16 protein-coding genes are annotated in these 20734 nt (G+C 71.1%); 7 read left to right on the top strand and 9 right to left on the bottom strand.

All coding sequences use genetic code 11. From position 1 onward, the window contains the following. The first annotated feature begins 29 nt into the window (after window positions 1-29). Window positions 30-788 carry an HNH endonuclease family protein gene (locus GT755_RS15725; protein WP_161480439.1) on the top strand — a complete coding sequence of 253 codons (759 nt, stop codon included), beginning with the start codon at window positions 30-32 and terminating at the stop codon, window positions 786-788. Window positions 789-803: 15 nt separating this feature from the next. Here the strand turns inward: GT755_RS15725 and GT755_RS15720 are convergent, their stop codons facing one another. From GT755_RS15720 to aceB, 6 genes are read right to left on the bottom strand one after another with little or no spacing between them, the layout of a single operon-like run. Beyond that, window positions 804-1016: a DUF2277 family protein gene (locus GT755_RS15720; RefSeq protein ID WP_161480438.1), complete on the bottom strand. Its 213-nt coding sequence runs from the start codon at window positions 1014-1016 to the stop codon at window positions 804-806. A gap of 30 nt (window positions 1017-1046) precedes the next feature. Then, window positions 1047-1790: an IclR family transcriptional regulator gene (locus tag GT755_RS15715; protein ID WP_161480437.1), complete on the bottom strand. Its 744-nt coding sequence runs from the start codon at window positions 1788-1790 to the stop codon at window positions 1047-1049. Then, a complete protein-coding gene (locus tag GT755_RS15710) occupies window positions 1787-3013 on the bottom strand; it encodes a (Fe-S)-binding protein (RefSeq protein ID WP_161480436.1) in 1227 nt (408 codons plus the stop codon). The genes GT755_RS15715 and GT755_RS15710 overlap by 4 nt, the downstream gene beginning before the upstream one ends. 1 nt (window position 3014) lies before the next feature. After that, window positions 3015-4127 (bottom strand): FAD-binding oxidoreductase, encoded by a 1113-nt coding sequence (locus GT755_RS15705; protein WP_161480435.1) that lies wholly within the window; start codon window positions 4125-4127, stop codon window positions 3015-3017. Continuing rightward, window positions 4127-5545 carry an FAD-linked oxidase C-terminal domain-containing protein gene (locus GT755_RS15700; protein ID WP_161480434.1) on the bottom strand — a complete coding sequence of 473 codons (1419 nt, stop codon included), beginning with the start codon at window positions 5543-5545 and terminating at the stop codon, window positions 4127-4129. Before GT755_RS15700 ends, GT755_RS15705 begins: the two co-directional genes overlap by 1 nt. Further along, the gene (gene aceB / locus GT755_RS15695; RefSeq protein ID WP_161480433.1) at window positions 5542-7131 is read right to left on the bottom strand and encodes a malate synthase A; all 1590 of its coding nucleotides are present in this window, start codon (window positions 7129-7131) and stop codon (window positions 5542-5544) included. Before aceB ends, GT755_RS15700 begins: the two co-directional genes overlap by 4 nt. A 139-nt stretch (window positions 7132-7270) precedes the next feature. On the opposite strand from aceB, the gene GT755_RS15690 reads away from it, so the two are divergent. Continuing rightward, entirely contained in the window at window positions 7271-7957 is a 687-nt protein-coding gene (locus GT755_RS15690) for a DUF4097 family beta strand repeat-containing protein (RefSeq protein WP_235966697.1), read from the top strand. Here the strand turns inward: GT755_RS15690 and GT755_RS15685 are convergent. Next, on the bottom strand, window positions 7954-9300 hold the full coding sequence (locus GT755_RS15685; protein ID WP_161480432.1) for an FAD-binding oxidoreductase: 1347 nt from the start codon (window positions 9298-9300) through the stop codon (window positions 7954-7956). The genes GT755_RS15690 and GT755_RS15685 overlap by 4 nt on opposite strands. Window positions 9301-9419: 119 nt before the next feature. On the opposite strand from GT755_RS15685, the gene GT755_RS15680 reads away from it, so the two are divergent. Then, window positions 9420-12698: a BTAD domain-containing putative transcriptional regulator gene (locus GT755_RS15680; RefSeq protein ID WP_161480431.1), complete on the top strand. Its 3279-nt coding sequence runs from the start codon at window positions 9420-9422 to the stop codon at window positions 12696-12698. On the opposite strand, the gene GT755_RS15675 is transcribed toward GT755_RS15680, so the two are convergent. Beyond that, on the bottom strand, window positions 12680-12904 hold the full coding sequence (locus GT755_RS15675; protein ID WP_161480430.1) for a hypothetical protein: 225 nt from the start codon (window positions 12902-12904) through the stop codon (window positions 12680-12682). The two genes, GT755_RS15680 and GT755_RS15675, sit on opposite strands and share 19 nt — an antisense overlap. A gap of 178 nt (window positions 12905-13082) precedes the next feature. Here GT755_RS15675 and hflX point away from each other — a divergent pair, with 178 nt between their 5' ends. The 3 genes from hflX (at window position 13083) to GT755_RS15660 (ending at window position 16967) form a co-directional block, all read left to right on the top strand. Continuing rightward, window positions 13083-14489, top strand: coding sequence for a GTPase HflX (hflX, locus tag GT755_RS15670; RefSeq protein WP_235966696.1), 1407 nt, complete (start codon window positions 13083-13085; stop codon window positions 14487-14489). A gap of 417 nt (window positions 14490-14906) precedes the next feature. Next, window positions 14907-16115, top strand: coding sequence for an imidazolonepropionase (hutI, locus tag GT755_RS15665; protein ID WP_161480428.1), 1209 nt, complete (start codon window positions 14907-14909; stop codon window positions 16113-16115). After that, on the top strand, window positions 16116-16967 hold the full coding sequence (locus GT755_RS15660) for a DegV family protein (protein ID WP_161480427.1): 852 nt from the start codon (window positions 16116-16118) through the stop codon (window positions 16965-16967). Between the two features lie 693 nt (window positions 16968-17660). On the opposite strand, the gene GT755_RS15655 is transcribed toward GT755_RS15660, so the two are convergent. Next, entirely contained in the window at window positions 17661-18212 is a 552-nt protein-coding gene (locus GT755_RS15655) for a cysteine hydrolase family protein (protein WP_161480426.1), read from the bottom strand. Window positions 18213-19561: 1349 nt separating this feature from the next. Between GT755_RS15655 and GT755_RS15650 the strand changes: the two genes are divergently transcribed. Then, window positions 19562-20200 carry a ComEA family DNA-binding protein gene (locus tag GT755_RS15650; protein ID WP_235966695.1) on the top strand — a complete coding sequence of 213 codons (639 nt, stop codon included), beginning with the start codon at window positions 19562-19564 and terminating at the stop codon, window positions 20198-20200. The last annotated feature ends 534 nt before the right edge of the window (window positions 20201-20734 follow it).

Genomic DNA, 20734 nt, shown 5'->3' with positions numbered 1-20734 from the left:
GCATTTGCTATACCTGGGCAGGCAATTTCATGACCTGGGGGTGGGCGGTGCTGCGCAGACTGGGCGCCGGGTTCGTGCTGGCGGGATTACTCGTGTCGGGCTGCGGCGCGATCGAGGCGGCGGCGCCGCCCGGCGACACGAAGGGCGGGGGGTCGTCGTCCGGGACCAACCCCCTCGACAACCCCGAGGGCACCAAGCCCGGTCTGGCGGCGATCACCTCGGAGGCCGACCGTAAGGAGGCCCGGGAGCTCATCGAGAAGGTCGAGACCAAGGGGCGCGGCCCGCGAACCGGTTACGACCGGGAGGACTTCGGCTACGCCTGGGCCGACAACGCCGACGGCATCCCCCTCGCCCGGAACGGCTGCGACACCCGCAACGACCTCCTCCAGCGCGACGGCGAGGACGTCGAGTTCCGCAGCGGCTCCGACTGCGTGGTGGTGTCGATGACCCTCGACGACCCCTACACGGGCAAGACCATCGACTGGCGCAAGGAGGACGCGGCCGAGGTCCAGATCGACCACGTGATCCCGCTGTCGTACAGCTGGCAGATGGGTTCCTCGCGGTGGAGCGAGGCCGAGCGCAAGCGGCTGGCCAACGATCCGCTCAACCTGATCCCGGTCGACGGCTCGACGAACGGCTCGAAGAGCGACTCCGGCCCGGCGTCGTGGTTACCGCCGGTGCGGAAGATCCGCTGCTCCTACGTGGTGAGGTTCGCCCAGGTGGCGCTCAAGTATGAGCTGCCGGTCACCACGGCTGACAAGGACATCATGCTCACGCAGTGTGCCTGACCACGGGGCGCCTAGTCATCTCCCGCCTCGAACCTCCAGTGCCGCGAGCAGTTTCGCGCTCGCGGCGGTGATCTCGGCGACCGCGTCGTTGAAGGCCGCCGCGTTGTGGGCGGCGGGGGCGCGGAAGCCGCTGATCTTGCGGACGTACTGGAGCGCCGCGGCCTCGATGTCGTTGTCGGTCACGTCGTCGGCGTAGGGCGGGCGCAGGGTCTTGATGCTTCGGCACATGCCCTCAACCTAGCCCCGCCGCCCGACAGATCAGCCGGGTCTGGGGGCGAAGACCTCCGCGCCGAAGTCGTCGGCGATCTTCCGCAGGCCCCGGGCCAGTTCGTCGCGGTCGAGGGCGGAGATGCGCTCGGCCGGCCCGGACACCGACATGGCCGCCACCACCCGCGCGCCGTCGGCCACCGGGACCGCCAGGCAATGGACGCCCGACTCCTCCTCGCCGAGGTCCATGGCGTATCCCCGGTCGGCCACGAGCGACAACTCGGTCATCATGGCCCCGACGGTGGTGATGGTGCGGTCGGTCCGCCGGGGGAGGCCGGTCCGCTCGAACACCGCCGCCGCGTTCGGGTGGTCGGCCAGCAGGACCTTGCCGACGGCGGTGCTGTGGGGCAGCACCCGGCGGCCGACCTCGGCGAACATCCGCAGCCGCCGGGGGGAGGGGACCTGGGCGACGTACACCACGAAGTCGCCCTCCAGGACGGCCATGTTGGCGGTCTCGCCGGACAGTTCGACCATCTTGGCCAGGTAGGGCTCGGCCCACGAACCCACCAGCCGTTCGGCCGCGCCGCCGATCCGGACGAGCGCGCCGCCCAGCGCGTAACGCCGGTCGGACTCCTGCCGGACGTACCCGCGCAGGAGGAGGGTCTGGAGCAGGCGGTGGATGGTGCCGTAGGGCAGCCCGGTCCGGGCCGCGATCTCCGACAGGCCCGCCTCGCCGCCGTGGTCGGCCAGGGCTTCGAGCACGTCGAGCGCGCGCTCGACCGACTGGACGCTCACCGTACCGTCCCCAGCCCCCGGAGCGAGGCGTCGAGGACCTGGGCGGTGTGCGCGACGGGGATGGGCGGGCGGCCGAGCCGCCGCATGGCGGTCGTGATCTGCATGGTGCAGCCGGGGTTGGCGGACACGAGCAGGTCGGCGCCGGTCTCCTCGACCCGGACCGCCTTGCGTTCCCCCAGCTCCCGCGCCGGGGCGGGCTGGAAGAGGTTGTAGGTGCCGGCCGACCCGCAGCAGATGGCCGACTCGGAGATCTCCCGCACCTTCAGGTCGGGGATCTCGCCCAGCAGCTCACGCGGCTGCGCCCGCACCCCCTGCGCATGGGCCAGGTGGCAGGCGTCGTGGTAGGCCACGGTCAGCGGCAGCGGGTGGCGTTCGGCCACCGGGCCCAGTTCGACCAGGTATTCGGCCAGGTCGCGGACCTTCAGCCGGGACGCCCGGAGCCGCCAGTCGGGATCGTCGGCCAGCACGTCGGCGTAGTCCTTCATCGACGACCCGCAGCCGGCGGCGTTCACCACGACGGTGTCGACGCCCGCCTTCTCGAAGGTGGCGATGGTCTTCTTGGCGAACGTGCGCGCGTCGTACCCGGAATGCAGGGACAACGCCCCGCAGCACCCCTGACCTCGGGGGATCACCACGTCGCAGCCTTCGAGCGCGAGCACCCGCGCCGTCGCCCGGTTCACGTCGGGGAAGAACGCCCCCTGCACACACCCGGTCAGCAACCCAACCCGTGCCCGCCGCCGCCCCCGCGCCCGGACGAGCGCGGGCAGTGGCCTGGTGCGCGACCGGGGCGGCGTGAGCTCGGCCAGCGCCCCGAGTGTCGGATGCACCCGCTCCAGGAACGGCGCGAGCCGCCGGTTGAGCCGGGTGAACGGCTTGACCAGGCGCAACCGCCGCGGATAGGGGAACAAGGCGAACACCAGCGCCCGGACCGCCCGGTCACGGGGTTCGCGGGTGTGCTCCCGCTCGACGACCGGGCGGGTGTGCTCGATGAGGCGGTCGTACTGAACCCCCGAAGGGCACGCCGTCACGCACGCCATGCAGCCCAGGCACGCGTCGAAGTGGCCGGCCATCTCGGGCGACATCGGGACGCCCTCGTTGTGCTGGGCCATCAGGTGGATGCGGCCGCGGGGGGAGTCCATCTCCTCGCCCCACAACACGTAGGTCGGGCACGTCGGCAGGCAGAAGCCGCAGTGCACGCAGTCTTTGATCAGCTCTGGGTCCATGTCAGACGCCTCCCGCGAGCCGGCCCGGCGACATGCGCCGCTCGGGGTCGAACCGCTCCTTGACCCGCCGCATCAGCGGCAGCGACGGGATCGGGCCCCACCGGTCGCCGGTGAAGTCACCGGCCAGGCCCACCAGACGGGCGTCGGCGGGCAGCCGCGAACGCCACGCGTCGAGATCGGTCACGCCGGAGGCCAGGTAGACGCCGGTGGCGAGCGAGCCGCGTACCGACACCCCCTCCGGCACGTGGGGCGCCACGCGGCAGCGCAGCGACGCGAGCGGCAGGCCCGGCGGACGGCCCCACCACGATGGCGCGTCGGCGTGCACCTCGCCGCCCCCGAGCACCTCACGGGCGGCCTCGGCGCGGTCGCCGGCCGCCGAGCCCTCGAACAGGGCCGCCACCGTCGTCAGGCCCTCGGCCGGGTGGTCGATCTCGACGGCGCTCGGTTCGAGCTGCGACCGCAGCAGCGCCCCGGCGTCCTCCCAGCCCTCGCACCCGAAGGTGAGCCAGCGGCGGTCGGCGGGCAGCGGGTGGAGCCGGAACGTCGCCTCGGCGATCACGCCCAGGGTGCCGTAGGAGCCGGTGAACAACTTGCCGAGGTCGTAGCCGGCGACGTTCTTCACCACCTTGCCGCCGGCCCGCGCGATCGTGCCGTCGGCCAGCACGACCGTCACCCCGAGCAGCAGGTCGCGGGCGTTGCCGTAGCGGTAGGCGCGCGGGCCCGGCGACGGGGCGGCCAGGGTGCCCCCGATGGTCGCCCCCGGGAACGGCACGTCGAGCGCCAGCTCCTGCCCCGACTTGGCCAGCACCTCGGCCAGCCGGGCCGTCGTGATGCCCGCCTGGACGCGGACCACCAGGTCGCCCGCCACGTGTTCGAGGACCTCGTGCATGGCCGACAGGTCGAGCAGCACGTCGAGGCGCTCCGGCGGGGCCGCCCAGCAGAGCTTGGTGCGCCCTCCGGCCGGGGTCACGGCCAGCCCGCCGTCGGCGCAGGCGCCCAGCACGACCGAGACCTCTTCGAGGCTCTCGGGCAGCGCGACCCAGCGGGGGACCACCCCGCCCACCGCGTCGGCGGGGCCGCCGTCGCGGACCGTCACCCTCGTGTGGCCCAGCATCAGAAGATCTCCCCGGGTGATCCCTTGCGGACGCGGGGCACCTCGCCGCAGAGCCGCGGCGTCGGGAACACCTTGCCCGGGTTCGACCGGCCGCCGGGGTCGAACGCGCAGCGCACCCGCTGCATGGTGTCGAGGTCGGCGTCGGTGAACATCCTCGGCATGTAGCGCGCCTTGTCGACGCCCACGCCGTGCTCCCCGGTGATCGAGCCGCCGTGCAGGATGCACAGGTCGAGGATCCGGCCGCTGACCACCTCGGCCCGCTCGCCCTCGCCGGGCGCGGTGTCGTCGAACAGCACCAGCGGGTGGAGGTTGCCGTCGCCGGCGTGGAAGACGTTGGCGACCCGGATGCCGAACTCCGTCTGCAGCGCGTCGATCCCGGCCAGCACCTCGCCGAGGCAGGTCCGGGGGACCACGCCGTCCTGGACGATGTAGGCGGGGCTGATGCGGCCGACCGCGGCGAAGGCCGACTTGCGGCCCTTCCAGATCTTGGCCCGCTCCTCCGCCGAGGCGGCCACCCGCTGCTCGAACGAGCCCGTCGCCACGCAGATGGCGATCACCTCGGCGAGCTGCGACTCGACGTCCGGTGTGGGCCCGTCGAGCTCGACGATCAGCACCGCCCCGGCGTCGGCGGGATAGCCGCAGGACACGGCCGCTTCGGCGGCCTCGATCGCGAGGGCGTCCATCATCTCGATCGCGGCGGGCAGGATGCCCGCGCCGACGATCGACGACACCGCCTGCCCGCCCGCCTCGATGGTCTCGAACGCGGCCAGCAGGGTCGTCACCGCTTCGGGTGCGCGCATCAGCCGAACGGTGATCTTGGTGGCGATGCCGAGGGTGCCCTCCGACCCCACGAACGCGCCGAGCAGGTCGTAGCCGAAGTCGTCTTCGGAGATCTCGACGATCTCCCCGTCGGGTGTGACGATCTCCAGGGCCTGGACGTGGTTCACGGTGAACCCGTATTTGAGGCAGTGGGCCCCGCCCGAGTTCTCGGCCACGTTGCCGCCGATCGAGCAGATCTGCTGGCTCGACGGGTCGGGCGCGTAGTAGTAGCCCTGGTCGCGGACCGCCTCGGTGATGGCCAGGTTGGTCACCCCGGGCTCCACGACGGCCTGCCGCCGGTCGAGGTCGACCGACAGGATCCGTCGCATCCGCGACGTCACGATGAGGACACCGTCGGAGCGCGGCAGCGCGCCGCCCGACAGGCCCGTGCCCGAGCCGCGCGCCACGAACGGCACGCCGAACTCGGCGCACGCCTTCACCACCGCCGCGACCTCCGCCGCGGTCTCCGGCAGGACCACGACCATCGGGGTCGCGCGATGGTAGGTGAGGCCGTCGCACTCGTAGGTGCGCAGCCGGACCGGGTCGGTGATGACCCGGTCAGGCGGAAAGATCGCTTCGAGCCGGTCGAACACCGTCACGGCATCCGAGAATACGCCGGAAGAGTCAAAAACTCGGCGAAGTCGTCGTCAAGAGCGACCTCTTTGAACAGCGCGGTGGCCTGGGTGAACAGGGCCTCGTCCCAGACCGGCTCGGTCCTGATCTTGGCGAGCTCCTCGTCGATGATCCGCTCGACCAGCTCCTTGGTGACCACCTCGTGGGTGTCGGCGAGCTCGATGTCGTTGTGGATCCACTGCCAGATCTGCGATCGGGAGATCTCGGCGGTGGCGGCGTCCTCCATCAGGTTGTGGATGGCCACCGCGCCGCTGCCGCCCATCCAGGCCGCGAGGTAGCGCAGCGCGACGTCGACGTTGTTGCGCAGGCCGGTCTCGGTGATCTCGCCGGGGGTCTTGGAGACCGCCAGCAGGTCTTCGGCGGTGACGCTCACGTCCTCGCGCAGCCGGTCGAGCTGGTTCGGCCGGTCGCCGAGCACGCCGTCGAAGACCTCCTTGCAGATCGGCACCAGGTCGGGGTGGGCCACCCACGAGCCGTCGAAACCGTCGCCCGACTCGCGCGTCTTGTCGGCCCGCACCTTCTCCAGGGCCACCGCGTTCACCTCGGGGTCGCGCCGCGAGGGGATGAAGGCGGCCATCCCGCCGATGGCGTGGGCGCCGCGCTTGTGGCAGGTCCGCACCAGCAGTTCGGTGTACGCCCGCATGAAGGGCGCCGTCATCGTCACCGTGTTGCGTTCGGGCAGCAGGAACTCGCGGCCCCGCGTGCGGAACTTCTTGATCACGCTGAACAGGTAGTCCCACCGGCCGGCGTTGAGCCCGGCGGAGTGGTCGCGCAGTTCGTAGAGGATCTCCTCCATCTCGAAGGCCGCCGGGTAGGTCTCGATCAGGACCGTGGCCCGGACGGTGCCCACCGGGAGGCCGAGCGTGTTCTGGGCGGCGACGAAGACGTCGTTCCAGAGGCGGGCCTCCAGGTGGGACTCGATCTTCGGGAGGTAGAAGTAGGGGCCCTTGCCCTTGGCCAGCAGGCGGCGGGCGTTGTGGAAGAAGTAGAGCGCGAAGTCGAACAGCGACGCCGAGACCGGCCGCCCGTCGACGGTCAGGTGCTTCTCGTCGAGGTGCCAGCCGCGCGGGCGGACCACGATCGTGGCCAGCTCGTCGTCGGGCCGGAGCGCGTAGGTCTTGCCGCCGCTCTCGAAGTCGATCTCGCGATCGAGCGCCGACCGCAGGTTGAGCTGCCCGTTGACGTTGTTCTCCCAGGTGGGGGAGTTGGCGTCTTCGAAGTCGGCCAGCCACACCTTGGCGCCGGAGTTGAGCGCGTTGATGGTCATCTTGCGGTCGACCGGGCCGGTGATCTCGACCCGGCGGTCTTCCAGGCCGAACGCCGGGGGCGCCACCTGCCAGTCGCCGCGCCTGATCTCCTCCGTTTCGGGAAGGAATCCCAGCATGCCCCCCGCCGACAGCTCGGCCTGGCGGGCCTGGCGGGCGGCCAGCAGGTCGCGGCGGCGGCCGTCGAAGGCCCGGTGGAGATCGGCCACGAAGGCGAGGGCCTCGGGGGTGAGGATCTCGTCGAACCGGTCGGACATCGGGCCGTGGATCTCAACTCCGTTGGTCATCGCCCACTCTTTTCCATGATGCGGAAATCGTCTTCTATCCAATGGAAGATTATCAGAGGGCGTTCCTGAGGGTCCTCTCAGGGAGCCCTGGGGGCCATCCCCGATGGGAGGGCGGGCCCCGGGCTCACAGACTGTGGGCATGAGAATGAAGAGCATCGCGGCCGCGGGCCTGCTGGCCGGATCCGCGCTGGTCCTGACCGCCTGCGGCGATCTCGGCCTCGACTTCGGCCCCCGCAGCCAGGCGGTCGAGAAGTACGACGTCACCGACGCCGTCTCCACCCTGCGCATCCAGAGCGGGTCGGGCGACGTGGTCGTCACCGAGTCGGCCCGGACCGGCATCGCGGTGACCGAGACCCTCCACTACCGGGGCGACAAGCCGGCCGACGGCCACGAGGTCGGGAACGGCACCCTGACCCTCGCCTACACGTGCGAGGACTGCTCGATCGACTACGACGTGCAGGTGCCCAAGGGCCTGAACGTCAAGGTCGACACCGGTTCCGGCGAGATCACGCTGCGTGCCCTCAGCGGCCCGGTCGACGTCTCCACCGGCTCGGGCGAGGTCGACGCCAGCGACCTGCTCGCCAAGACCTTCGTCGCCGAGTCCGGCTCGGGCAGCGTCGAGGCGAGGTTCGGCGCCGCCCCCGACTCGGTCACCATCGAGAGCGGTTCGGGCGACGGCATCGCGTGGGTCCCCGGCGGCGCCTACCACGCCACCCTCCACACCGGCTCGGGCGAGCAGACGCTCGAAGTGACCAACGACCCGGCCTCCCCCAAGAAGATCGTCATCCAGACCGGCTCGGGCGACAGCAAGGTCCTCAAGCTCTAGACCACGGGGTGGTTCGAGCGGAACGTTCCCAGGGGGTCGCGCCGGGCCTTGATCCGGCGCAGGCGGGCATACGTCTCGGCGGGGAAGGCCGCGTCGGCCGGTTCGTCGTGGCCGAGGAACGTGAACACCTTGCGGTCCGACGTCCAAGGGCCCAGGGCCCGCGCGATCGAGGCCTGCCGCTCCCTGATCGGCCCGGCCAGCTCCGGCCAGGGCAGCATGCCGGCGGCGTGGACCTGGTACTTCTCCGTCAGGTGGCCGCACGCGCCCCCGTCGGAACGCGCCACCGCCAGGGCGCCGCCGAGGTGGCGGATCATCACGACCGTGAGCGGGGCGACCGTGCCGGGGCCGCTCGCGGCCAGCAGCGTGGCGGCGGCCCGGTCGTCGAGGTCGGTCAGCAGGTGTGAGGTGACCAGCGCGGGGGTGGGGTCGGTCGGCTCCATGCAGATCTCGCCCAGCCGGTCGACCGGCAGCATGCCCCGGGTGTCCATGATCGCGCCGGGGATCGTGTCGAAGCGGGCCAGCAGTTCCCGCGCCTCCTGTTCGCCGCCCAGGTAGGTGGCGTCGAGGCAGACCGCCGACAGGCCGCGCAGCGGCTCGGGCAGCTCGGGGAACGGCGGGAGCTGGAGCAGGCTGAACCACACGGTCAGCTCGTCGGGGGCGGTACGGGTGACCTCGCGGAAGGCGGCCAGCACCTCCGCGGCGCGGGCGGCGGGCCACATGATCCGGCCGCCGAACAGCTCGGGGGCGGGGAACAGGCGGATCTCGACGGCGGTGACGATCGCGTAGTCGCCGCCGCCCCCGCGCAGCGCCCAGAACAGGTCGGGGTCACTGCCGGCGGTCACCCGCTGGTGGTCGCCCTGGGCGTCCACCAGCTCGAAGGCCACCACGTTGTCGGCCGCGAAGCCGTGCCGGCGGCCGAACCAGCTCAGCCCGCCGCCGAGCACGAACCCGGTCACGCTGACCGCGCCCGTGCTGCCGGCCAGGCCGGTCAGGCCGTGCTTGGCGGCGGCGGTAAGCACCTCCTGCCAGGAGGCCCCGGCCTCCACCCGGGCCACCCGCTCCTCGGGACGCACGTGCACCGCCCGCATCCGGGAGGTGCGCAGCAGGATCGCCCCCTCGAACCCGGCCGACGGCGCGTGGCCGTTGGGCTGGGTGGCGATCGACAGGCCGTACAGGCTCGCGTGCCGGACCACGGCCGCCACGTCGGCGGCGTCCTCGGCCTCGACGACCGCCAGGACGTGCTGGTCGACCGCGCCGTCCCACGGCTCGCGGGCCCGGTCGAACCCCTCGTCACCGGCGGCCAGCACACGGCCGCGGACCACCTGCCGCAAGTCGTTGATCATGATTCCTCCTCGTTCGTCTGCGTCGAGGATCGATCGCGCCATTTGTGACCGGGTTGGCGTGCAGTTGGAATGCGACTTGAAGCGGCTTAAGGTTGGCGTCGATCGACGCAAGGAGAACCGTGGAGCCGCTGTTCTTTCGCCTGTTCGGGCCGTTCGAGGTCCGGCCGGGAGACGGCGGGCCCCTCGACTTGGGACCGCCCAAGCAGCGGGCCGTTCTGGCGCTGCTGGCGCTTTCCGCCGGGCACATCGTGCCGCTCGACCGGCTCGTCGACGAGTTGTGGGCCGACGAGGCGCCCTCCAGCGCGACGGGGACGCTCCAGGCGTACATCTCCCATCTGCGCCGTGCCCTGGAACCGGGCCGCGCCCCGCGCACCCCGCCGAAGGTGCTGCTCACCCGGGAACCCGGCTACCTGCTGGCGGTGCCGCCCGGCCAGGTCGACCTGGCCCGCTTCGCCCGGCTGGCCGAAGACGGCCGCCGCATGCTGGTCAGGGGCGACCACCGGGGCGCCCTGGAGACCCTCGACGACGCGCTCGGCGCCTGGCGGGGCGAGCCGCTCGCCGAGTTCGCCGACTACGCCTTCGCCCGCCCCGTCGCCGCCCGGCTCACCGAACTGCACGCCTCGGCGTCGGAAGACCGCTTCGACGCCCGGCTCGCGCTGGGCGACGCCGCCTCGTGCGTGGCCGACCTCGAACGGCTGGTCGTCGCCCACCCCTACCGCGAGCGCCTGTGGGGGCTGCTGGCCCTGGCCCTCTACCGGTCCGGCCGCCAGGCCGACGCGCTGGGCGCCCTCCGGCGGGTGCGCGCCCTGCTGGCCGACGAGCTCGGCCTGGAACCCGGCCCCGAGCTGCGGCGCATCGAGAAGGCCGTCTTCGAGCAGTCGGCCGACCTGCCCGGTCCCGCGCCCGAGACCCCGGTCGCCGTCGCCGCGCCCACCCTGGCCGCGCCGCGGCTGATCGCGCGCGGCCCGCAGCTCGCCCGGGTGGGCGAGCGGGTGACGGAGGCCCGGCGCGGCCGGGGCGGCATCGTGCTGGTCACCGGCGAGGCCGGGATCGGCAAGACGCTCTTCGCCCGGACCGCCGGAGAGGAGGCCCGCGCGCTCGGCCTGCGGGTGGTCTGGGGGCGCTGCTCCGAAGGCGACACCGCGCCCGCGTTCTGGCCCTGGCTGCAGGCGGTCCGCGAGCTGGGCGACGACGGGCGGGAGGCGGCCGCGCTGCTGTCCGGCGACGTCGCCGGGCCGGCCGCCGACCCCGGCGCGGCGCTCTACGACCTCCACGACACGGTGTTCGGCGCGCTCGCGGCCGGCGGCCCGACGGTGGTCGTGCTCGACGACCTGCACGCCGCCGACATCGCCTCGCTCCGGCTGCTGGAATTCGCCGCCGGGCAGGTGCACCGCCGGTCGGTGCTGATCGTGGCGACCCTGCGGCCCGAGCCCGGCCGTGAGCCCGAGCAGCTCAGCGGCACCCTGGCCCGGCTGGCCCGCGAACCCGGCACCGAACGGCTGCCGCTGCCGCCCTTCGGCCGGGCCGACGTCGCCGCCTTCCTCGGCCGCGACGACCCCGCCCTGGCCGAGACCCTCTACCAGCGGACCGGCGGCAACCCCTTCTACCTGGGCGAGCTGCTGCGCCTGGCCGACAGCGAACACGGGCTGACCGAGGTGCCCGACGGCGTGCGCGAGGTCATCGGCCGCCGGGTCGCCCGGTTGCCCGACCGCACCCGCGACCTGCTCCAGGTCGCCTCGGCACTCGGCCGCGACGTGTCGCTCGACGTGCTCTCGATCGCCGCCGGAGACTCCGCCGAGGCGGTCATGTCCGACCTCGAACCGGCCGTGGCCGTCGGCCTGCTGGCCGAGTCAGACGGGTTCGACTACCGCTTCAGCCACGTCCTGGTCTGCGACGCGCTCTACGCCGGCCTGCCCCGGCTCGCCAGGGCGCGCCTGCACCTCAGGGTCGGCGAGGCGATGGAGTCGCTGCCCGGCGGCGACGTCACCGCCCGCCTGCCGGTGCTGGCCCACCACTTCGCCATGGCCGCCCGCGTCGGCGGCGCCCGCAGGGCCGTCGAGTACGCCGCCCGCGCCGCCGCGAGGGCCTGCGCCCAGCTCGCCTACGACGAGGCCGTCGTGCTCTACCGGCGGGCGCTGGCCGCCCACGGCGCCGCCGACCCCGCCAAACGGGTCGAACTGCTCACCGAGCTCGGCCGCGCCCAGCGCGCCACCGGCGACGTCGCGGGCGCCCACGCCACCCTGGAGCAGGCGATCGAGCTGGCCGAGATCCTCGGCGACCGCGGCGCGATGGCCGAGGCCGCCATGGTCTACGGCGGCGTCACCGTCTGGAACTGGCGCTTCTACGGCGTCGTCGACGACCGCATGGTCGCCCGGCTCGAAGACCTGCTCGCGGGCCCGCTGGAAGACCACCAGCGGGCCGCGCTCCTCGGCACCCTCAGCCTGGAACTCCACTACGGACCGAGGGTCCTGGAGGGCCGTCCCCACGCGCTGGAGGCCGTCGAGATCGCCCGCCGCCTCGGCGACCCCGCACTCCTGGCCCAGACGCTCAACAACGCCCTCACGGCCTTCTGGACCGAAGACGGCATGACCCGCCGCGCGGCCTGGTGCGACGAGATGCTGGCGCTGCCCGGCCTGCCCAAGTCGACGGAACTGGTCGCCCGCATCATGCGCATGGTCGTCACCCTCCAGCGCGGCGACCTGCCCGCCTGGCACGCCGACCTCGGCCGCTGCCGCCGCCTGCTCGGCGAGGTCCACCGCCCCGACCTGGCCGCCATGGTCTGGGTGGCCGAGTCGACCGGCGCCGCCCTGGCGGGCCGCTTCGAGGAGTCCCTGCGCTACTACGAGGCCGACACCGCCCGCCTCCTGGGTTCGACCACGATGTGGGGCCTCGACGACTGCCGGGTCCTCGCCCTGTACGTCGCCAAGGAGGCCGAAGGCCGCGTCGGGGACCTGGCCGACGAACTGATCGCGATGGCCCACGAGCCGGTGCACGCCCCTTTGCGCACCGTCGCCGTGCTGGCCGCGATCGACGCCGGCCGGACCGAGGAGGCCCGGAGGCTGGCCGAACGCTGGAGCGGCTGGACCCCGCTCGACTGGAGCCACGACTTCATCACCCGCAGCTGGGGCCTGGTGGCCGCCCGCATCGGCGTCCCCGACCCGGCGGCCAAGTACGCCGAGCTCGTCCCCTACGCCGGCCAGTTCGTCGAGATGGGCAGCTCGGTGACCTGCTGGGGCTCGATGCACCTGGTGCTGGCCGAACTCGCCGCCGCCACCGGCCGCCCCGCCCTGGCCGCCGAGCACGCCGCCGCCGCGCTCGACGTCCACTCCCGCCTCGGCCTCCCGCACCTCACGCGGCGCAGCCGCGAGCTCCTCGACCGCTACGCCGGCACCGGGTAGTCACCGCGGAAGGTCCCGTGGGGGTCGCGCCGCCGCCCGCTCGCCGGGCGCGAGGTAGGTGAAGGGCTTGCGGCCGGTCGTGTGGGGCACCAGCGCCCGGGAGGTCGACCTCCACGCCGCAGACGGGTGCGCAGCAGCACCTCGCCGTCGAGGCCCCCGGCCGCGCCGTGCCCGTTGGGCTGGGCCACCACCGTCAGCCCGGCCATCCGCGCGCAGCGCACGGCCGCCGCTGCCGCCCTGCACGAACGCCTCGGTCTGGCCCACTGGGCGGCGGAGGGCCGCCGGCTCCTCACTGAGCTGGGGGCTTAACGTGATGCGCGGGATTCCCGTGTCGTGCCACCATCGATGGGAAGACACGGTGGTGTCGCATTGTTGTCAGGAGAAATGACGTATATGCCTAACGAGCCAGAAGACATCGGCGATTACGAACTCGAAGAGCGTCAGGCGCTACGGCGGGTCGCGGGTCTTTCGACGGAGCTCGAAGATGTCACCGAAGTCGAATACCGGCAGCTCCGCCTCGAGAGGGTCGTCCTGATCGGGGTGTGGACCAGCGGCACCTCCTTCGACGCCGAGAACTCCCTCCAGGAACTCAAGCTGCTGGCCGAGACGGCCGGCTCCGAGGTCCTCGAAGGCCTGATCCAGCGCCGCGACCGGCCCGACCCGGCCACCTACATCGGTTCGGGCAAGGCGATCGAGCTGCGCGACATCGTCGCCTCGACCGGCGCCGACACCGTCATCTGCGACGGTGAGCTGACCCCGGGCCAGCTGCGCCAGCTCGAGGAGGTGGTGAAGGTCAAGGTCATCGACCGCACCGCCCTGATCCTCGACATCTTCGCCCAGCACGCCAAGAGCCGCGAGGGCAAGGCCCAGGTCGAACTGGCCCAGCTCTCCTACCTCCTGCCGCGCCTGCGCGGCTGGGGTGGCAACCTGTCCCGCCAGGTCGGCGGACGGGCGGCCGGCGGCGTCGGCATCGGCGGCCGCGGCCCCGGTGAGACCAAGATCGAGCTCGACCGCCGCCGCATTCGCGAGCGCATGGCCAAGCTCCGCCGCCAGATCAAGGAGATGTCCACCGCCCGCGACACCAAGCGCCATTCGCGCCGCCGCCGCGAGGTGCCGGCCGTGGCGATCGCCGGCTACACCAACGCCGGCAAGTCGTCGCTGCTGAACCGCCTCACCGGCGCGGGCGTGCTGGTGGAGGACGCCCTGTTCGCCACCCTCGACCCGACGGTACGCCGCGCGCGCACCCCCGAAGGCCGCCTGTTCACCCTGGCCGACACCGTGGGATTCGTGCGCCACCTGCCCCACCAGCTCGTCGAGGCGTTCCGCTCGACGCTGGAGGAGGTCGGCGACGCCGACCTGATCCTCCACGTGGTCGACGGCTCCCACCCCGACCCGGAGTCGCAGCTGGCCGCCGTCCGCGAGGTGTTCGCCGAGATCGAGGGCGCCCGCGACATCCCCGAGATCGTCGTGATCAACAAGGCCGACGCCGCCAGCCGCGAGGTCATCGACCGGCTGACGATGCGCGAGCGCCACAGCATCGTGGTCAGCGCCCGCACCGGCCAGGGCATCACCGAGCTGATGGACCTGATCGAGCAGGAGCTGCCCCACCTCGACCACGAGGTCCACGTCCTGATCCCCTACGACCGGGGCGACCTGGTCGCGCGGGCCCACAAGGAGGGCGAGGTGCTGTCGGTCGACCACACCGGCGACGGCACGATCCTGCACGCGCGGGTTCCGTCGACCCTGCACCACGAGCTGGACAGGGTGGCCAAGCCGGTGGAAACCGTCTAATTTCGTACCTTTTCCGTAAACCGGCAGGAAAGCGGCGGTGGCTAGCATGCTTCGCCGTTGGTACGATATGGCGAACCTCACGGCGAATTTCGCCGTGAGTGCCGTTACGCGTGGGGGACGCGCGCTTTACCGAGCCCAACCTGGGGGAATGGGCTCGGGCGTGACAGGAGAGCAGGACGGGCCAACCGGATGCCCAGGAGGCGAACCGGCGTTCTTCTCAATAACCCTGTACAGCGAGGCGACCTGTGAAATAACGTAACTGGACTGAAATCGCCGAGGCGATCCCCGGCGATCGGTCCATCGCACAACCCGGTGCGCGATGAGAGCAGGAGACCCCCCAATGACGTCCGGACACGGAGCGGACCCGGCGGGTCCACCGGTGGTGACGACATTGGCGTCCTCATTGGTGGTGGTCGGATGACCGTTAGGCTGCTCACGAACATCGGCCGCCTCTGGACCGGCCACGATGTCTGCAGCAACGCCTCGATTCTCGTCCACAACGACCGCATCGCCTGGGTCGGCCGCGCGGCCGACCTGCCGCAGTCGGTCCCCGGCGTCGTCGACGACATCACCGACGTCGACCACGTGGAGAACCTGGGCGGGGCCCTGGTGACCCCCGGCCTCATCGACGCCCACACCCATCCGGTGTACGCCGGCAACCGCTACGCCGAGCTGGCGATGCGCTCGGGCGGCTCGACCGCCTCGGCCATCACCGCCGCGGGCGGCGGCATCGGCTCCACCGTCACCGTGACGCGCGGCACCGACCCCTGGACGTTGTGCAACGGCGTCCGCGAACGCCTGCGCGAGTGGCTCCTCAGCGGCACCACCACCGTCGAGGCGAAGACGGGCTACCACCTGACGCGCGACGGCGAACTCGCCGACGTGCGCCTTCTCCGTGAACTGGAGAAGGAACCGATGATGCCGCGCGTCCACGTGACCTTCATGGCCGCCCACGTGGTCCCGCCGGAGTACTTCGGCCGCCAGCGCGACTACGTCGAGGCCGTCGCGGCCTGGTGCGCCGACGCCGCGGCGGCCGGCGCCGACTCCGTCGACGTCTACTGCGACGACGGCCACTTCTCCGCCGAGGAGGCCCGCTGGGTCCTCGCGTCGGGACGCAACGTCGGCCTGCTGCCCCGCGTCCACGCCGGCGCCTACGCCAAGCGCGGCGCGGTGCAACTCGCGGCCGAGATGGGCTGCGCGTCGGCCGACCTGCTCCACCACGTGACCGACGAGGACATCGCGCTGATGGCTCGCTACGGCGTGCCCGCGGTCGTCTGCCCCGGCACCGCCCTCCAGCAGGGCTCCCTGCCCCCGGTCCGCCGCCTGCTGTCGCAGCACGTGCCCGTCGCCCTCGGCAGCGACCACAACCCCGGCCACTGCGGCATCACCTCGATGTCCCTGGTCATCAGCCTCGCCGTCGCCGCCTTCGGCATGAGCGTCGGCGACGCCCTCCGCGCCGCCACCCTGGGCGGCGCCCAGGTCCTCGGCGCCCCCGACCGCGGTATCCTCGCCCCCGGCCGCCTGGCCGACATCGTCCAGTGGGACGCCGACCACGAAGGCGCCTTCGCCTGGGCCTTCGGCCTCAAGCCCCGCCGCGTCTGGCGCGGCGGCACGCCCGTGCAGTAGATGCCGGTCGCCGTCGTCACCGACTCGACCGCCTACCTTCCTCCCGACGAGGCGTCGCGGTACGGGATCACCGTGGTCCCGGTGACCGTCGTCGTCGGCGACCGCGAGTTCCTGGACGGATCCCAGATCTCCGCTGAGGCCGTGTCGTCGGCGCTGCGGGTGTCGTCGAAGGTGACGACCTCCCGGCCGTCGCCTGAGCGGTTCGCGGACGTCTACGAGGCCGCCGCCGCTGACGGGGCGACCGGAGTGGTGTCGGTCCACCTGTCGGGGGCGATGTCGGGAACGGTGGACGTGGCCCGTCTCGCGGCCCAGTCGGCTCCCGTTCCCGTCGAGATCGTCGACAGCCGGTCGGTGGGGATGGGGCTCGGGTTCGCCGTTCTCGCGGCGGGGGTTTCCGCTTCTCTGGGGGAGCCGCTTTTTTCTGTCGCTTCGGCGGCGCGGCGGTGCGCCGGGGGGACGTTCTCGTTCTTTTACGTGGATTCGTTGGAGTATCTGCGGAGGAGTGGGCGGATCGGGGTTGCTGCGGGGCTGTTGGGGAGTGCGCTTTCTGTTAAGCCTCTTCTGCATGTCAGTGGTGGGACGGTGTCGGTTTTGGAGAAGGTGCGGACTTCTTCTCGGGCGCTTTCCCGGTTGGAGGATCTGGCGGTTGTCGCCGCGGGGGATGAGGTGGTGAACCTGGGGGTGCAGCATATGGGGGCTGCTGAACGGGCCGCCGGGTTGGTGGAGCGGTTGCGGGGGCGGGTGCCGAAGGTGGCGGGGGTTTGGGTGGGGGAGATCGGGGCGGCCATCGGGGCGCATACGGGGCCTGGGGTGGTGGGGGTTACGGTGGCACCGTCGGGTCTCGGGGACTGAGGGTATTGCGGTAGTGGGCTGGTCGTTGCCGGGGTGGACGTCCTGGGGCGTGTTCGCTTGATCTTGTGCGGAGCCGGCTGATCAGGGGCACGATGGTTGCCGTGCCGAGGAAGATGTGCCGGGTTTGTCCTGGCGGGTGGACACGGCCCGGAACTGTTTGAGCCCGCCGAGACGCACCCGACATGGGGGACCTGTCCAGGCGTGCCGAGTGTCGTTTCACGCCTGACGTGTACTCGGCGTGGGGAGCTTCCCGGGCGGGCCGTGTGTCGTTTCGCGCCTGACATGCACCCCGCATGGGGACCCTTCTGGGGAGGCCGAGTGTCGTTTCACGCCTGCCATGGACCCCACGTGGGGACCTTCCCGGACGGGCCGAGTGTCGTTTCGCGCCGGACGTGCACCCGGCGTGGGGGACCTTCCCAGGTGGGCCGAATGTCGCTTCACGCCACGGGCGGGAATCACCGTCGGCATCGCGGCTGCACCGGAAACCCGGGCAGGATGAAGAGCGGATGCGTTGCCCACATGCGGAGGCTCCATAGAGGTCTATCTCATTCCGAGGAGAACCCGGATTCCTCCTTGCGGACGCTGGATGCTACGCCGATGACCTTGGGAGGTGGTTGGCGTGCTCCCCGGTATGCGTGCCCCTTGGGTTGTGACGCTGCTGCCGTCTCTTTGTGGCGAGCTGTTCTTCTCCGGCTAAGCGAAGGTCACGTCGCCGGTGTAGACGACGTTCGCCTCGCGGCCGGGGGCGGTCTGGAACTTCCAGTACAGGTTCGTGTGAGCGATGACCTGGTCGACCGGCGGAGCGCCGTAGGCGGTGAGGTCTTCGGTGGTGTGGGCGTCGCCGACGAGGGTGACGTCGTAGCCGCGGGTGAAGGCGCCGTGCAGGGTCGACCGGATGCACGCGTCCGTCTGGGCGCCCGTGACGATCAGGCGGCCCACGCCGCGTTCGGCGAGCAGGCTCTCGAGGTCGGTGTCCTCGAACGAGTCCCCGTAGAGCTTGTGGACCAGGGGCTCAGGGTCTTCCCGGGTCAGCTCGGGGACGTACTGCCAGTTCTCGCTGCCGTATTTGAGGCCGTCGTCGGAGTGCTGGACCCAGACGACGGGGACCTTCTCGGCGCGGGCCTTGCCGATGAGGGTGTTGATGTTGGCGACCACCTCGTCGCGGCGGAGTGCGCCCTCGACCACTTCGTTCTGCACGTCGATGACGAGCAGTGCGGTGTTCGGGCGGTTGGGCAGGCTCGTCATGAGGACCTCCTGGTGGGCCGTATGAACGGTGACGCGCACACGGTGGGGGTGAGCCGGCGGTGTCTTGGGGAGGGGCTCGGTTTGGTGCGCGTCCACACTAGGCCGGGTCACCGACAAAACTCGGTGTGGCCTGGTGTGGGATGCGGCTGGTTCTACGGTGACCACTCGCGCTCCTGCCGGGGCGTCAGTTCCCCGCCGGCGGTGTGAAGGGGGAGGCGGGCAAAGTCGGTGTCGCCTGCCGCGCACGCTCGGTTGATACGTTGCGGTTCCTTTGGCGGGCTCGTCAGAAGATTGTGGTCGCGCGGAGCTCGCGCCCGGCTTTCGACGGCTGTGGTGATTTCTGTGTGGAATCACAGGTGGGGAAAACTGGAGCGTTAAGTCTGGATTGCTGCGGATTCCGGTTTTTGTTCTCGGCGGTTTATCCACAGAATCGCATTCTGGGTCGGCGGGATCATCGCGTGAGGCTTTACCTTCTCCGGGTGCGTAGCAGGGAGCGGGAAAGTCACCAAGCCGTGGCGCAGGCGCGTCTCAATCAGATCGTCGATCGGCCTCCGCCCTCGTTTGGGGCGGTACAGCCTCAGCCGAAGTCTGCGGTGCGGCCGGGCGTCCAACCGGAGGGGCCGTTAGGCCTCCGAGGGCGTGACCCCTATCAGGCCGAGCCATCAGCGGATCGGCGGGATAGTGCGCCACCGTCGTCTTCTGGCGCTGCGCCTGATCAGATCAGTGCTCATCCTCCATTCGAGGACGGTCTTCCGCAGCCGAAGTATCCGGTGCGGTCGAGTTCCCGGCCGACTGGAGGCGCTGACCCCTATCAGGCCGATTCGGGGGAGCATGCGTCTCCCTTGGGTGGTGGTGGTCCGTCCTATCAGATTGGCGAATCTCGCTCGTCCAGGGCTGATCATTCGCAGCTGAAGTATCCGGTGCAATCTGCTGCCGGGTCGACGGGAGGCGCTCACCCTTATCAGGCCGATTCGCGGGAGCGTGCGCCTTCCTCGCGTAGCGCTCGGCCTGGCGGGATGAGCGATCCTCCTCCGCTCGGCGATGGTCATTCACCGCCGAGGTATCCGGTTCATTCTGATTCCCGGCTGACGGGAAGAGGTGACCCTTACCAGGTTGATTCGCAGGAGCGTGCGCCTTCCTCGCGTAGCGCTCAGGCCGAGCAGATTGGGGAGTCTCCTTCGTTCGGGGTTGGTCATTCGCCGCCGAAGTATCCGGTGCAGTCGGATTCACGTTCGGCGAGGCCGGTACGTCCCAGAGGGCGTGATCCCTACCTGGCCGAGTCCGACTCTCAGTTCGGCGCTCCTCTCTCACCCGGTGGCGTACCTCCCTCGTTCGGAAAGGCGCCACCCTTGCCCAAATGGCCGCTTCTCGACGAGGACGAACTGGCCGACGACCTCGACGGTCCACTCGATCCCGGGCGGCGGGGCATCAAAGGGCTGATCGTGGTGGGGATCGTGGCGGCTCTGGTCGCCGTGGCGATCGCGATCTGGACACGTCCACGTGAGGAACCGTTGGCGCCGCCCGCCCCGGTGGCGGGGTCGCCCGTCGCGCCCAGTCCGGTGCCATCGGCTGCCGTCGCTGAGGTGACGGTTTACGTGACGGGCAAGGTCAAACGCCCTGGCGTGATCGCGCTGCCGTTGGGGTCGCGTGTGGTCGACGCGATCATGGCGGCGGGTGGGCTCAAGCAGGGCGCCGAGCCGGGAGGGCTCAACCTCGCCCGACGGGTGATCGACGGAGAGCAGATCGCGGTCGGTGAACCTGGGTCGGTGGCCCCGCCGCCCGGGGTCGCGGAGTCGGGTGTGGTCAGTCTCAACTCGGCGACCGTCGAACAACTCGACCAGTTGCCCGGCGTGGGAGAGGTGCTGGCGCAGCGGATCGTCGAATACCGCGACACCAATGGGGGATTCCAGAGCATCGAGCAGCTACGGGAGGTCGAGGGAATCGGCGAGGCCAAGTTCGCCGATTTGAAAGACCAGGTCACGTTGTGACGCTTCCGACTTCCGGTACGACGAATGTTTGGCGGAATGTCGTCATTGACGAACTGCGGGGCTGGCAACTCCCTATGAGGTCCGACCATTCATGAGCGGTGGGCCGAGGCCTCGATGAAGGAGTCTCCAGTGAGTTGCCGGTTTGAGGGGATCGGCGGGTTGAGTTCAATGCCCTTCTCGTTGCCTGAGAGGTTTCGGCAAGAGATCGGTCCTTTTCATGTTGGACCTGAGGCCTGTCGGGTCTGTAGACGGTTCCTGCAAGAGCTCGGTTTCGGCCTGGTCAATGAGGGACCCGCAGTCCGTTCGGCGGGTGCCTTGTTTCTGCACGGGGTTGCTTTTGGCCCGTTTGGTGTTGAAGCCGTAGCGCGTGGGGTCGGTGGCTGGTTCCCCCGCGAGGGCAGTGCCGGCCCAACTCATGCGGGACCTGTGGTTTGTTCGGCCGTTGGCTGGTTCCCGCAAAAGGCCGGTTTTACCGGGCTTCTCGCTGAAGTCGCAGCCTGTTGGGCCGGTGGCCGGTTCTCACGACAGGTCGGC

It is taken from the genome of Herbidospora solisilvae (assembly GCF_009901565.1).
Classification (GTDB): domain Bacteria; phylum Actinomycetota; class Actinomycetes; order Streptosporangiales; family Streptosporangiaceae; genus Herbidospora; species Herbidospora solisilvae.
The sequence above is the reverse complement of the archived record's forward strand: the minus strand, read 5'-3'. Positions and strand labels throughout refer to the sequence as shown.